General features: G+C 47.4%; 13 protein-coding genes and 1 tRNA gene. 7 read left to right on the plus strand and 7 right to left on the minus strand.

The genetic code is table 11. The annotated features are described in order from the left end of the window. Positions 1 to 143: 143 nt before the first annotated feature. From ACO6V5_RS17175 to ACO6V5_RS17185, 3 genes are all read left to right on the plus strand, one after another. Entirely contained in the window at positions 144 to 743 is a 600-nt protein-coding gene (locus ACO6V5_RS17175) for an outer membrane protein (protein WP_422410414.1), read from the plus strand. Between the two features lie 420 nt (positions 744 to 1163). Next, on the plus strand, positions 1164 to 3089 hold the full coding sequence (gene acs, locus ACO6V5_RS17180) for an acetate--CoA ligase (protein ID WP_422410412.1): 1926 nt from the start codon (positions 1164 to 1166) through the stop codon (positions 3087 to 3089). A gap of 257 nt (positions 3090 to 3346) precedes the next feature. Continuing rightward, positions 3347 to 3703, plus strand: coding sequence for an AAA family ATPase (locus tag ACO6V5_RS17185; protein WP_422492209.1), 357 nt, complete (start codon positions 3347 to 3349; stop codon positions 3701 to 3703). A gap of 316 nt (positions 3704 to 4019) precedes the next feature. Here ACO6V5_RS17185 and ACO6V5_RS17190 read toward each other — a convergent pair whose 3' ends face one another. The 5 genes from ACO6V5_RS17190 to ACO6V5_RS17210 all read right to left on the minus strand — a co-directional run bounded on the left by ACO6V5_RS17190 (position 4020) and on the right by ACO6V5_RS17210 (position 10400). Beyond that, positions 4020 to 4469, minus strand: coding sequence for a YaiI/YqxD family protein (locus tag ACO6V5_RS17190; protein WP_422136559.1), 450 nt, complete (start codon positions 4467 to 4469; stop codon positions 4020 to 4022). Positions 4470 to 4543: 74 nt separating this feature from the next. Then, complete coding sequence (locus ACO6V5_RS17195) at positions 4544 to 5920, minus strand: sodium-dependent transporter (protein WP_422139690.1); 1377 nt, start codon at positions 5918 to 5920, stop codon at positions 4544 to 4546. Positions 5921 to 6233: 313 nt separating this feature from the next. Further along, entirely contained in the window at positions 6234 to 6545 is a 312-nt protein-coding gene (yciH, locus tag ACO6V5_RS17200; RefSeq protein ID WP_422136557.1) for a stress response translation initiation inhibitor YciH, read from the minus strand. Positions 6546 to 6844: 299 nt separating this feature from the next. Next, positions 6845 to 8860: a GMC family oxidoreductase gene (locus ACO6V5_RS17205; RefSeq protein ID WP_422410409.1), complete on the minus strand. Its 2016-nt coding sequence runs from the start codon at positions 8858 to 8860 to the stop codon at positions 6845 to 6847. 487 nt (positions 8861 to 9347) lie between these two features. Beyond that, positions 9348 to 10400: a DUF2333 family protein gene (locus tag ACO6V5_RS17210; RefSeq protein WP_422136555.1), complete on the minus strand. Its 1053-nt coding sequence runs from the start codon at positions 10398 to 10400 to the stop codon at positions 9348 to 9350. A 463-nt stretch (positions 10401 to 10863) separates the two neighbouring features. Here ACO6V5_RS17210 and ACO6V5_RS17215 point away from each other — a divergent pair. Then, positions 10864 to 10940 (plus strand) — tRNA-Ile (locus tag ACO6V5_RS17215). Positions 10941 to 11280: 340 nt separating this feature from the next. Further along, a complete protein-coding gene (locus tag ACO6V5_RS17220; protein WP_422136543.1) occupies positions 11281 to 11694 on the plus strand; it encodes a hypothetical protein in 414 nt (137 codons plus the stop codon). A gap of 64 nt (positions 11695 to 11758) precedes the next feature. Here the strand turns inward: ACO6V5_RS17220 and ACO6V5_RS17225 are convergent, their stop codons facing one another. Continuing rightward, complete coding sequence (locus ACO6V5_RS17225; protein WP_422410407.1) at positions 11759 to 12022, minus strand: hypothetical protein; 264 nt, start codon at positions 12020 to 12022, stop codon at positions 11759 to 11761. Positions 12023 to 12338: 316 nt separating this feature from the next. Between ACO6V5_RS17225 and ACO6V5_RS17230 the strand changes: the two genes are divergently transcribed. Both ACO6V5_RS17230 and ACO6V5_RS17235 read left to right on the plus strand, forming a co-directional pair. Further along, positions 12339 to 12599, plus strand: a complete 261-nt coding sequence (locus ACO6V5_RS17230) for a type II toxin-antitoxin system RelB/DinJ family antitoxin (protein ID WP_422139673.1) — start codon at positions 12339 to 12341, stop codon at positions 12597 to 12599. A gap of 2 nt (positions 12600 to 12601) precedes the next feature. Beyond that, the gene (locus tag ACO6V5_RS17235; protein WP_422139672.1) at positions 12602 to 12871 is read left to right on the plus strand and encodes a type II toxin-antitoxin system YafQ family toxin; all 270 of its coding nucleotides are present in this window, start codon (positions 12602 to 12604) and stop codon (positions 12869 to 12871) included. A gap of 51 nt (positions 12872 to 12922) precedes the next feature. On the opposite strand, the gene ACO6V5_RS17240 is transcribed toward ACO6V5_RS17235, so the two are convergent. After that, positions 12923 to 13117 (minus strand): hypothetical protein, encoded by a 195-nt coding sequence (locus ACO6V5_RS17240; protein WP_422139671.1) that lies wholly within the window; start codon positions 13115 to 13117, stop codon positions 12923 to 12925. Positions 13118 to 13552 lie beyond the last annotated feature (435 nt).

Below are 13552 nucleotides of genomic sequence, written 5' to 3' on the forward strand. Positions count from 1 at the left end.
ATTCCGTATGGCTGAGTACTTATTCCTTGAGGTTTGCTTATTGGTTTATCCAATGCTGTCTTGCAATGTAAAAAAACCACACTGAGATTCAGGTAGCACATACTTATGGCGGTGTTCAGTCAACAACACTGAGGAAGGTAATTATGAGAATAATCATGATAGCTATAGCCCTGACCTTTGCAGGTTCTGCGCTTGCATCTGAAGAGGGTTTCTATATTGGCGCTAAAGCTGGCTATGAATCAATCAGCAGTAAGATGGAGTACGGATCACTGAAGATTGATTCTTTTGGTAACCAGGGGAGTATCTATGGTGCTTTTGTCGGTTATAACTTCCCTATTAACCGTGCTATGTATGTGGGACTGGAGGCTGAATACAACCATCACACAACCAAGGCTGAGTATAAGTTGAGTTCCGAAGAAGAGGTCCGGTTTAAAGATGAATATGGTGCAAGCCTGATCATAGGCCACGCTTACAGTGAGACTGTAAACGTCTACGGTCGTTTCGGAATGAGTAAATTAAAGTCGGAAGCTAAAACCTCTGACGGGAATAAAGGGGATGACAAGGTTACCGGCTGGCATGGTGGCTTCGGTGTCGAATTTAAAAATGAAGCCGGTCTTCCCCTGTCACTCAGGGCTGAATACCGATATAGCCAGTTCGATGACATTGATTATGACTATGAAGCTGAAGTAGAAAACAAACCTGAAGCGCATTCGGTGTCTCTCAGTGCCATCTATAGTTTCTGACAGTTTCTGAATAAACAAACAACCGAAAACCAGACAAGCCGACTGTAAGTTAATATGGCAGCTTGATCATTTTCAGGACTCTGGAAAAGACGACAGGAAGCCTGGACGCTGCATTTAACGGAAAGGGTGTAATTCTCTGTCTATAACCTCTCATCGGAAGCGTAGCGACGGGGTCGCCCGAACCTTTGGAGGTCTGGATGGAGAATTTCCCGAGTTTAGTTTAAAAGTGGCCCAACATGCTCATCTACTTCCTGTAACTTACGCTTTTTACTACTTTTGCGACACCCTATTCAGGTAGGGGAGGATGTCGGTCGCTTGTCCCTGTCAAGGAGATGGTCAAAAAAGCCAGGATATAATGCCCGCAAACGCACTCACTTCTATACTGGGTTAACTTTATAAAAACGAGGCAGGTGAGAGGCCATGACCCAGGCAACGATCTACCCGGTTTCCGAGGCTTTTCAAGACTCGTGGATGAGTGAAGAAAAATATCAGGCGCTCTATCACTATTCTCTGGAGAATCCGGAAGCGTTCTGGGGTAAAAAGGCTGAACGCTATCTGGACTGGTATCGCCCCTGGGATGCGATTTATGAAGGCGACTTCAAAAACTGTGAAGTGAGCTGGTTTAAAGGTGGACAGCTGAATGCCAGCGTCAACTGCATAGACAGACACCTGGAAAATCGCGCCGACCGGGTAGCCATTATCTGGGAAGGTGATACGCCAGACCTGCAGCGTAAAATTACCTATCAAGAAATGCATGATGAGGTCTGCAGGCTGGCCAATGGCTTAAAGGCGCGAGGTGTCAACCGAGGGGACAGGGTTTGTATCTATATGCCCATGGTTCCTGAGGCCGTTTATGCCATGCTTGCCTGTGCACGCATTGGCGCTGTTCACTCCGTAGTCTTTGGCGGTTTCTCTTCAAACTCCCTCCGTGACCGTATTCTCGACTGTGGCTGCCGGGCAGTGATCACTGCTGATGAGGGCGTTCGGGGAGGGAAACATATCCCTCTCAAAAAGAATACCGATGAAGCTCTGAAAGACTGTCCTGATGTCAGTACTGTAGTGGTTTATGAGAGAACCGGAGCGAGGATTGAATGGCAGGAAGGACGCGACATTTCTTATCAGGAGCTGACAACAGACCAGCCCGTTACCTGTGAACCTGAGATCATGGAATCTGAAGATCCCCTCTTTATTCTTTATACTTCCGGCTCCACCGGAAAACCTAAAGGTGTCCTCCACAGCACAGCGGGTTATCTGCTTCATACCACGGTCACATTTCACTACGTTTTTGATTACCACGAAGGTGACATTTTCTGGTGTGGTGCTGATGTAGGCTGGATTACCGGCCACTCCTATATTGCCTATGGTCCTTTATCCAACGGTGCCACTATGGTCATGTATGAGGGGGTCCCCTTTTGGCCCGATGCTTCTAGAATCTGGGAAATTGTAGATCGTCACCGGGTGAATACACTCTATATAGCGCCTACGGCAATCCGGGCTCTGATGGCCAAGGGGGATGAATACGTTAAACGAACTTCACGAGCCAGTCTGAAAATTCTGGGAACCGTGGGCGAACCCATTAATCCGGAAGCCTGGCATTGGTACTACCAGATCGTGGGAGAAGAACGCTGTCCCATTATCGATTCCTGGTGGCAGACAGAAACGGGTGGCATGATGATTACGCCTTTGCCGGGAGCCACCGCGTTAAAACCCGGGTATGCAACACGGCCTTTCCTGGGCATCCGTACTGCCATTCTGGATAATGAGGGTAATGAGGTTGTCGGGCCCGGTCAGGGAAGTCTGGTGATCACTGGTTCCTGGCCAGGTCAGATCAGAACCGTCTATGGCAATCATCAGCGAGCAATTGACACTTACTTCAGCCAGTATCCGGGTTATTACTTCACGGGAGACGGAGCCCGCAGGGATGAAAATGGCTATTACCAGATCACAGGCAGAATGGATGATGTAATTAATGTTGCGGGTCACCGACTGGGCACGGCAGAAGTAGAAAGCGCCCTGGTATTGCATGAGGCGATTGCAGAAGCAGCCGTAGTGGGAATTCCTCATCCAGTGAAGGGTGAAACTGTTTATGCCTTCATGACACCCATGGACGGTATTGAAATCAACGATGACTTGATGGAGGAACTTTCAAATCTGGTAGCCAGTGAAATCGGCTCATTCGCTCGCCCGGAGATACTTCACCCATGCCCTGCCCTGCCCAAGACCCGCTCTGGCAAAATCATGCGACGCATCTTGCGTAAACTGGCCCAGGGCGAGAAAGATAATCTGGGTGACTTGAGTACACTGGCTGATCCGGCAGTGGTCAAGCAGCTGCTAAGTTCCACTTAAAAGCCCTGTTTCAATGCTCCCTTTTGATCGAATTAGTTTGTTTCTGAAGCGAGGCTTTATTAGATATAGTTCTAATTTCATAGAACTATATCTGTATTCCTATTCATGTAGAATTCTAAAAAAATGTCTCACTACAGTTAGAGTTCATATGCTATGGCACTTATTGAAGGTTTAAAAATCCGTAACTTCAGATCATTACGAGATGTGACTCTTGTAAAAACCTGGCAGAGGATAGACAACGAAAGTCACTTACCCCTCTGACAGTCGTAGTAGGCAAGAATGGCGTTGGAAAAAGCTCTTTGTTCGATGCTTTTGGTTTTCTTGCAGATTGCCTGAAATTCGGCGTTGATGAGGCATGTCATAGAAATGGACGAGGTGGATTTGAACGCCTCAGATCAGGAGGATCGGATAATAACATCGAGTTTGAAATCTACTATAGAGAATCCTCAAACGAACGCCCTATCACGTATGAATTATCTATTGGTACTGATCGCCATGGAAGACCTATAGCGGGCGACTCAGACAGAGACGGAGAGGCCAAAAAAACAGGCTGGCCATTCTCTTTTCTGGAGCTCAATAATGGGTCTGGCAAGGAAGCCAAGCATGCATTTTGAAATTCTGGTTGAAGGTCAAACTGAGCTAACAGCCTTGTCAGACTAAGGGCATATTCCAAAGCACCCAATGAGGATAGAGCTGTAGTTGTTCTTCCGGATCTTGATGACAAAAATCAAGCAGCTATTTCTGAAGAATTGAACAGCTTACTGGCCTGGTGTGAAAATAACTTCACTGCTGACTTTGAAGGACCACACTCTCTGGATAAAAAGAAAGAATGGTCCAAAAAGATCCCACCGCATATGGATATTGATAAAAATCAATCTCCCAGCTTCCAGAATTTTGTCAAATGCCTTCGAGCAAATTTATGATGAACGCTCAGCGCTGAACCTTTGCCAGCCACTTATCCAGCTGGTTGGCAAACTGCTGGCGATCACTCTGGCTCAGTGCCGGAGGCCCGCCGGATTCAATACCACTGGCGCGAAGTGTATCCATGAAGTCACGCATGTTCAGCCTTGCCCGAATATTGTCTTCTGTGAACAGTTCACCGCGAGGACTCAACGCAGCAGCACCTTTTTCAATCACTTCGGCGGCCAGAGGAATATCGCTGGTGATAACCAGGTCTCCGGACTCGGCTCTTTTAACAATCTCATTGTCTGCCACATCAAAGCCGGAGGCGACCTGCAGGGATTTTATAAAGCGTGACCCCGGAACCCTGAGTGGCTGGTTGGCCACCAGAGTCAGTGGGGTTTCGGTTCGGTCGGCGGCTCTGAATAGTATTTCCTTGATCACCACCGGGCAGGCATCGGCATCAACCCAAATTTTCATTCTGTGAGAAAGCTCTTAACCCGGAAACCAGGAACCTGTACTTAATACCATTTCGGTCTGAATTCCGGTTATCATCAAAAAGTGAAAAAGATCAGGACCATCACCATGAACGGGCAGAAAAACCGGATGTACCAGGGCCAGATCTTCCAGAAAAGACTGTGCTCAATATCCGGATATCCTTTCTGCAGTTCTTTCAGTTTTTGATCTCTGGACCATATCCAGGCCGCATAGATACAGACGACCAGGCTTAACAGAGGCATAGCATAGCGGGTTGTCAGGTTGACCACAAAGTCAAAGAGCACATCAAACCAGATCATCACGCAGACACTAACCCCGAAAGTAATCAGCGAGATCAGCCAGGAGCTGGCAGTCCTGCGGACATGAAGTCGTCTCTGAAAAACCGCTACCGGTACTTCCAGAATCGAAACTGCTGAGGTCAAAGCGGTAATGGTTAATAAAAGAAAGAAGGCCAGGGAAAGCAAAATACCCGGTGAACCAAACTGAAGAAAGAGCTGTGGCAAAACATCAAACACCAGCTTGTCGGCGCTTTTCAGAGCACCCTCTGCGGTGTAGATATCAATTCCGTGATTCAGCGCAACAAACATACCCGGAATAATCAGCAAACCGGCCATCACTGCGACCAGCGTATCAGTGACGGCAACACTGGCAGCCATCACCGGAATATTACAGTCGCGGGTCAGGTAGGCACCATAAACCACCATGATGCCTACCCCCAGAGACATGGAGAAAAATGACTGACCCAGGGCACTGATCAGAAGATCCTTATTCAGCAATTTGGAAAAATCAGGCAGCACAAAATACCGAAGACCTTTCAGGGCTCCTTCCTGTGTCATGGTGAAACCGATCAGCAGCAGAATCAGCAGCACCAGCATTGGCATCAGACGGCTACACCATTTCTCAATGCCATCAGCAACACCGCCGGAGACAATGGCCGCTACTATGACCATGAATGCACAGGCCGCTATCATGGTGGGCAAAGGATTAAATGAAGTCAGTGAGGTGGCCAGACTGTCCAGACCCAGAGCCACCGCTATGGGAGCCAGACCAAAACAGATGATCCAGCCGGAAATGATGGCGTAAAAGGTATAGATCAGCAGAACTGTGACTGTTGAAACCCAGCCAGTCAGCTTACCCAGCAGCTTGAAAAAATATCTGTTGCTGACACTTGCGAGGGTACTAACCGGGTCTGAGCGACCATAACGGCCAATTACCAGTTCAGCCACCAGCATCGGCCAGGCAAGGAGGAAAGAGAAACAAAGGTAGATTAGAACGAAGGCAGCACCACCATTGTCGGCAGTCTGGGCAGGGAATCCCCAAATATTGCCTATACCTACAGCGGAGCCCACAGCCGCAAGATAGAAACCCAGTCTGGATGTAAACTGTGGAGCATTCTCCGGAGTCTGTTCGTACGCAGTGTTTTCATGGTCCATTCAAGTGTACCTTTTTATGCCATGAAAAATAATGTCCTTCACTCATGGCTATTTGTACCGAGAAAATCTCATCCATCCGGGATGAAAAATTTCCTTACAAAAACGTCCTTATTCGTTGTATCTCCCCGGAGCACTGCATGAACTTAGTACACATGTACAACATAAAGCCCGAAGACCGAGTCTATATCTCAAAGAAAACATTTATCCAGTGTATACAAAACAAACAGATTGAGAGAATTATTTTTTAATTCTCCAAAAAAAGGCGCTTTCAGGAAAAAAAAGAGCGTTTTTTTCCGTGAAGTTTTTGTCGAAGTTAACCGCCAGATCGCTTGGCATCGTAGCCAGCTTTCTTGAGCACATCGACCATGACATCCACATGATCTCCCTGCAGCTCGATATTGCCGTCTTTTACAGAACCACCACCGCCGCAGCGCTTTTTCAATGTTTTGGCGTAGGCCTTGAGGTCATTACCCGCAAGAGGCAAGCCACTGATCACTGTGACCACTTTACCACCACGACCTTTCTTTTCAGGGCGGACACGGACGTTGCCATCACCCACTTCTTCCCTGGGCTTTTCTTCCTTGATGCGACCCTTATCGGTCGAATAAACCAGTTTGCTGCTCATTCTTCACCTCAATCTCTTTTCAGCCAGCCTTTTTCCGTGACTTGCTCAATCTCACCAGAAAGAGCAGAAAGCCCATCACTTTCAGAGGCTGTCGCAAAAATATAGCTGCCATGCTTTTCGGCTCTGTCGGTCCCAGCGCAAAAAACCATAGGCTATCTCAAGTTGCAGAGCCCGGTTTTCAGGATGATAAAATTCCCACGCGGAATGAAGGAAAGAGCTGTTGCAGTTTTGCGACACCCTCGAAAGGACAGCGAGGGTGTCAGATGAATCTGGACAATACAAATCTTGGTAATGCTTGTCTAGTTTGCCTTGTCGATATTGTGAGCGGCTTTTTCAGCCATTATGTAAACAGCAAGTACCGGGAAAGTACCCACATGTCTTGGGAATACTGATGCATCAACGACACGCAAATTTTCGATACCTCGCACACGAAAGTCACTATCGAGCACCGAAAAAGTATCTTCTTCTCTACCGATGGCGGCAGTACTGAATGCGTGATGGCCCCAGGCTCGATCTCTAATTGCCTGCTTGAGTTCCTCATCGGATTGCAACGATCTCCCCGGCCAGACTTCCTGGTATTGCGTTCCATAAGTAGCTTCTGCGTTCTGAACAATATCACGCACCAATTTCACGCCCGCAAGAACACCTGCCAGGTCAGTCTCACCGGAATTCGGATTTCCACCCAGTTCTAATGTGTTCTTATTACCGTCTTCGAAGGAGTTGTAATTAACTGAAGGTCGATCAAAAGGACTATCCGTTTTAAGTGTTACAACACCACCACGGTTTTCATTATGACCTTTCAATACCACCCAGGTGAATCGTTTTGGTTGAAGTCCTGCCGCACTGTAGCCATCAAAGTAACCCGTAAACTGATTAACCAGGCCAAAGATATGCAGGTCCTCTTCAGGCTTGTCGGCTGAAGACTTTGTCAGTATCGACGTAAAGCTTAGATTAGTCGATAACACCGATTTCTCGCTTTGTGTGTTCAGCGCCTTCGCACCCGTCAAATACGCTACACAGCCTTCACCAAGAATATTACTCAACAATGAAAAACAATTCTCGATCCACTCCAGTTTGGCGGGTGCCTCATATACCATGCCGACTTCATATCGATCCTGAAGATTTCTCCCTACTCCCGGTAATGCATGGCGCAGGGAAATGTTGATATCAGCTCGATTAAATACTTCAGGATCACCAATACCGGACAACATAAGCAGCTGCGGTGTATTGTAGGCACCAGCCGCCAGAATTATCTCTTTAGCAGCAAAGACTTGATCACGAGTTTGGCCCGAAGCATCCTTATGAGTTTGATCAGCTTTGTATGCACCTTCAGCCACTACATACTCAACCCCCGTCGCTTTCTTGCTATCCTGACTATCAAACAACACCTTTGTGACCAAAGAATTGTACTGGACAACTAACAGCGGACTATCATTGTCATAGTCCCAGAGACCATCACTTTTACACTTATTTTCACGCTGACCGTCCGACAATCCGTCTGGATTTAAGGGATCTTCCATACAGGCGCTTGCCAGGATTCGTTCACGAACACTCGCCCTGAAGCCATCATTGTGAGCCACAGGCAACACCCACATGCCTTCTTCCTCGTTAGCTACCGATGCTTCCAGAAGGTTATTGTCGTTCAGATTTTCAACGATGGATTTATTACTGTCAAAATTAGGAGGATTCACAACTGATACTGCAGACTCAACCATCTCTTGAACATATTGACCATGTACATCATTAACCAGCCAGTCCGCTTCATATTTTTCAATAGAAGCCCAATCGTAGAGAATAGGCAGATAAGTACTATTTATATTGCTGGCCGACCAAGAGTCATCGCCCGTCAATTGAGCCAAGGAATCCCAGTCTGAATTTTTTGGCAGCACGTTGATCATGGCATTGTTCGCTGAAGAACCACCTATCCCTGTGCCTCGAGGATAAAAAATGCCTTCTCGCGAGGTTCCGGAGGGACAGTCACAGTTGCCATTGTCCTGAACAATACAGCTCACGCGCTTCCCGGGATCATCATTGATCCGACACATCGCATTAGAGTTACGTGCAGCCTTCGCTGGGTCACTGTAATGTTCGACATAATAAGACCAACTTCTGCCCGGCTTTTCACTTGCAAAGGGGTGATTGGCAGGAATGGGGTAGGTTGGGTTTCTATCAGCCGGATCACCACCTGCATCGATGAGTAATACTGAATGCCCCAGGTGCGCCAGTCGTGATGCAACAGTTCCACCACCTGAACCAGCACCTACGACAACAAAGTCATACTCGGGTTCGGGTTCGGGTTCGCAATAAAATATCATGCAGTACAAATCAGAACTGGAAATTGCTTCAGCAGCACTGGACCAACCTGAAGTTATAATGGCCAGGAAAAATAGACTAAATCTTGTTAGCTTCACTTAAACAGCCTTTTAATAATATTTTAATTATAATTGTCAGTGCTAATCCTGAGCGAAGATGGCTCGGCTCAATAGCCTTGACTTTGCTCTTCATTCCTTTGAGAACTGCTCACCCTGTGAGGACAAAGCAACAATACCAAATAATCGCGGCTAGATCCCCTAACCTGATTACAAATAAATAGAATAGTCTGAGGGACATTCGAACAGGATCTAACCTACTCGAATTTTTTTATATTTACGGTGGGTATACCAGGCCCGTTATCGGGCGGCTCTTTGTGAATGCCCACCGCCCTGTCGAGGGTTTACGACGATTTTGCTAATTTTGTAGCATTTTTAGCCGCTTTGCGGCTTCAGGAAAAATTAAAAACAGAACTAACAATTCACAGTGCATCTACCCCTGCTCAAGCAGTCGGCGCAAGTCGATAATGCCGGCATTGGCGCGAGAGATATAATTGGCCATGACCAGTGAATGGTTGGCCAGTATGCCAAATCCGCTACCGTTAAGAATGAATGGACTCCAGACTGTTTCCTGAGTAGCTTCCAGTTCCCGAATAATTTGCTTCAGGCTGATCGTAGCGTTCTTTTTTTCCAGTACATCGGCAAAGTCGACCTCTATCGCCTTCATTAGATGAATCAGTGCCCAGGAAGAACCACGGGCTTCGTAGAAAACATCATCGATTTTGGTCCAGGGCGTTTTCACTTCCACCAGCGTCTCTGCTTCTGTGGACTGGGAAGCTTCCGCATCCCCTGCCAGATCAGTATTAATACGCGGTTTGCCGACACTGGCACTGAGTCTTTGAGAAAGACTGCCCAGACGGGTTTCAACATCGGTCAGCCAGCGGGTCAGGTTATCGGCACGGGCGTAGAACTGGGCGGGATCCTGCTTATCGGGCAGTCGACGCATATAATTGCCCAGCTTATCGATACCACGCTGGTATTCTTTTTCACTGGAAGGAAGAATCCAACTCCTGGAATCAAAGTTAAACTGAGGCTCGGCAATGGCAAGATCGCGATCTTCCTGAGACTGGGACTGCGAACGACTCATATCTTTACGAAGAGAGCGCGCCATATCACGCACCTGAACCAACACACCCAGCTCCCAGCTTGGCATATTATCCATAAACACACCGGGAGGACCGATATCATTTCGGGTATAGCCACCGGATTTGCTCAGCAGCGTGTCCGCAATACGATAAAGCGTAGCCGTAGTCGTGTAACCCACCACAACTTCCTGGTCATTGGCCTGTGCCATCTGCTCAGTATTGGCTTTTACTGAAAAACTATCCGGTTCAATACTCCAGTAAATACCTAAAGCAGTCAGGCCAATTATCAGGACACCAACAGCAACAGCAATCATTTTGGCCCCAGGTATACCACCACTCAGGGTGCTCGTGAGACCCTCAGTTACTGAAGACAGACGCTCTTTTATCTTTTCCAGAGCCATAGATTCCTCATTGCTCCAATCTGAATCCTGTTCATTATCCTCTATTCAGGGCGGGTATTAAAGACGCAGTCATTGCACTATGTGAATGACCGCTTGGCAAAACGCCGTGAGCCCTCGCCCAATACGAGGCTATCGCAAAATTGCTGCGCTTTGCTGATAGGGCGGGAAAATGCCCCTGCCACAATCCTTCATGACCTGCCGGACTTCCATCCAACAGAGGCACGGCTTTTATTTCGACAAGACACAGCAGGCGCTGACAAAAAAGCAGGTGCCAACGATGCTTCTTTTACACTTCAAGACCTGTTAAAGAACCTTTTTTGATCGATAAAAGCTTTATTAAAATCAGAGGGTTGGCGAGAGCGCCCTGATATGCTTATAATTCACCTCCACTAAGAACCAAGCCCTGAAGTCTTGTGCGTTATACGCTACCAACAGGAAAGATTACGGGGTTGGTGTCAAAATGGGGCCTTTAGCTCAGTTGGTTAGAGCATCCGACTCATAATCGGCAGGTCCTGGGTTCGAGTCCCGGAAGGCCCACCAGATACAGCAAAGCCCGTAGCGTCAGTGAACACTACGGGCTTTTTTGTGTCTCGTTTATTGTGCCTACTAATGCACCTACTTTGTGTCGGACTGTAACGGTATTAAAAAGTGAGTGTGTAAGTAAATCTCCAGAGCCCTTAAAGGCAGTGACCGCCGCCCCAGTTGACATCCTCCCCGCCGTAAAGAGGGTGTCGCAAAAGCACACTAAAGGCTCTGCACAAGTGCAGAGTCTCTTAGAGATTGCAATCTCCTGTGCATGACGGCCCTCGGGGAGGACTTAAGCCCGATGCCTAAGCAATGCGGGGACATTTGAACTATAAAAATGAGAGGGAATAAGAAAATGAAAAAGCTATTTTTTTCTACATCAGTCTTACTGGCTCTATTGCTGTCTGGCTGTGATCGTGATGCCCAACTCGCATCCAGGAATCTATCGAAAGCAGCGGATCAATTTGAAATTGATCGTAGAGTTGTTTTTTACAATGGCATTACAGGCGACTATATGCTTTCGCTCGAGGGCAAGTGTTCAATCAAAGACAGCAACAGGCAGCTAGAGGTCACCTGTAAGACGGGTCCCAATGAATTTAAAAAGCACTTCTTGGGGTTGTCCGATAATGTCACATACTTCGCTGAACAGACGAACGGTGTTGGTGTGAGTGTTTATCACAACCGAATCATCTGGAAGCCACAAAGTATCATGCCGAATATTGATATTAACGGTTCTACTGATGACCTGATGGAGAGTATGACAAAGTAGACTAACCCATAGAGCTGACGGGCAGCGTAGCTGTCTCCGTCAAGCGAGTTGCCAGGCGGCGTGGCTATTTCCGAAGGTGGTTTACGATGATGGCGAGAGTTTCTTCTATTTTGTCAAAATGTTTGCAGTTCTCAGACTGGTAAGCCTCGATCTTGTGGTCTTGCTGATCAAAACGTTTTTCTACCTGAGCGAACATGGGCCGGTTCTCTCGATGATTTTCCAGCACAATCTTCTGTGTTTCCCCGGTAATCTGGACGAAGCGATGTACAGCGTTATCCAGCGATTCAAAATGGGATTCAAGTCTCTCTACACGATGTCCCAGTGACATACTGCGTGCCGTTATCATTTGTTGTAGGAGCAGTCAGAATAGCAGGCATTGTGAGGGGGCCGCCAAGGTATTGCGCAGTGAAAAGTATGAACTGGTTTATCAATCTCTGAGTGTCCTTTTCATTTGCGTCAACCCATGGTCACAGGTTGGCAAGACTGAGCTGGTTGACGGCCAGATACTTTGCCGGGAGTGTAATCGCAGAAAGTCCAACAAGTAGTAAGCGACCTACCCACCCCATATACAGGCAGCTGAATTTTGAAATGTGTCCCAATTGGCCTACACTATAAAACACCATTCAATACCAGAGGGAACCGTCATGAGCAAAAGCGCTGTGGTCAGGGCCAGAGTGGAACCTGAGCTGAAGAAACAGGCTGAAGCGGTGTTTCGCAAGATCGGGCTGAACACAACACAGGCCATTACTCTTTTTTATACGCAGGTTGAGCTGTGCAACGGGTTGCCGTTTGATGTGCGTATTCCTAACGAAGAGACTCTGAAGGCTTTCGAGGAAAGCGACAGAGGGGAAGGGTTGGTAGAGTGCAAAGATCTGGATGACCTGTTTAAGAATCTGGATATTTAAGCATGCTGATACCCGTATTCTTAAACCGCTTTCACAAGGACGTTAAAAAAGCGAGGAAGCAGGGGAAAGATATTGACAAACTCAAGCTTATCACCCGCCAGCTGGTAGAGCAGAAGCCCCTGGCTGCCAGACACAGGGATCACCTTTTGACCGGGAATTATAATGGCAGGCGGGAATGCCATATAGAGCCAGATTGGTTGTTAATCTACAGGCTGGATGATGATCGTATTGTGTTTGAACGGCTCGGGAGTCATTCCGAGTTGTTCAGATAGCAAGGTGTCCTTATCCCACCTTCCCCAGCAACGCCTCCTGCTCTTCACGACTCATAGCTTGCCGTCTGCCTTCAGTGACTTGATAAGCTCATCATGGGATACGGTTTCCTCGCACCGGTGCTCTGCCACTGTCGCAAGATCTTCAAGGTCTTCTAACAGCTCCTGATATTGATCCACAGGCAAAACGACTGATACCCGGTTTCCCTCGTCATCGGTTATGTATTGCGGCTTTTGTTGTGCTGGCATGGTTTTATTTCCGATTTAGACCTACCTTTTTTACGTATTTCCTATTTTTAAGTACTGCTTTTGGCCTGTCGGTAAGCCTCAACAATACCGCTATTCCTTTTCTCAAATAGCAAAACTCCATCATCGCGACTCCATACCTGTTCACTAAGCCGGTATTTAATGCTCTTCACTTGAGTTGGGGCTAGTTTTGCCATTAAAACCATCTTTGGATGTTGCGCCCTCTTTGCACCTTCTATTACCCCCCCCCCCTTTCTGTCGGACTTAAGCGGAAAACAATAGTACAGCTTGGAAGCTTATGGAAATAATAAGTCCAGTAAACAAGAGGTTATAAGCAAGATAAGGGATCATTTGGAATGATACGAAAGCACAAATTGAAAGACACATACTCGGCAGGTCCCGGGCTCAAGTCCCGGAAGGCCGACTTCCGGAAAGAGC

Origin of the sequence: Endozoicomonas sp. ALD068 (assembly GCF_049310145.1) — a bacterium.
Taxonomy (GTDB): domain Bacteria; phylum Pseudomonadota; class Gammaproteobacteria; order Pseudomonadales; family Endozoicomonadaceae; genus Endozoicomonas_A.

What these genes read in the sequence shown, in the direction of transcription:
- ACO6V5_RS17175 (WP_422410414.1), top strand. Translation starts at nt 144, where the DNA reads ATGAGAATAATCATGATAGCTATAGCCCTGACCTTTGCAGGTTCTGCG.
- acs (WP_422410412.1), top strand. Translation starts at nt 1,164, where the DNA reads ATGACCCAGGCAACGATCTACCCGGTTTCCGAGGCTTTTCAAGACTCG.
- ACO6V5_RS17190 (WP_422136559.1), bottom strand. Translation starts at nt 4,469, where the DNA reads ATGAAAATTTGGGTTGATGCCGATGCCTGCCCGGTGGTGATCAAGGAA.
- ACO6V5_RS17195 (WP_422139690.1), bottom strand. Translation starts at nt 5,920, where the DNA reads ATGGACCATGAAAACACTGCGTACGAACAGACTCCGGAGAATGCTCCA.
- yciH (WP_422136557.1), bottom strand. Translation starts at nt 6,545, where the DNA reads ATGAGCAGCAAACTGGTTTATTCGACCGATAAGGGTCGCATCAAGGAA.
- ACO6V5_RS17205 (WP_422410409.1), bottom strand. Translation starts at nt 8,860, where the DNA reads ATGATATTTTATTGCGAACCCGAACCCGAACCCGAGTATGACTTTGTT.
- ACO6V5_RS17210 (WP_422136555.1), bottom strand. Translation starts at nt 10,400, where the DNA reads ATGGCTCTGGAAAAGATAAAAGAGCGTCTGTCTTCAGTAACTGAGGGT.
- ACO6V5_RS17220 (WP_422136543.1), top strand. Translation starts at nt 11,281, where the DNA reads ATGAAAAAGCTATTTTTTTCTACATCAGTCTTACTGGCTCTATTGCTG.
- ACO6V5_RS17225 (WP_422410407.1), bottom strand. Translation starts at nt 12,022, where the DNA reads ATGTCACTGGGACATCGTGTAGAGAGACTTGAATCCCATTTTGAATCG.
- ACO6V5_RS17230 (WP_422139673.1), top strand. Translation starts at nt 12,339, where the DNA reads ATGAGCAAAAGCGCTGTGGTCAGGGCCAGAGTGGAACCTGAGCTGAAG.
- ACO6V5_RS17235 (WP_422139672.1), top strand. Translation starts at nt 12,602, where the DNA reads ATGCTGATACCCGTATTCTTAAACCGCTTTCACAAGGACGTTAAAAAA.
- ACO6V5_RS17240 (WP_422139671.1), bottom strand. Translation starts at nt 13,117, where the DNA reads ATGCCAGCACAACAAAAGCCGCAATACATAACCGATGACGAGGGAAAC.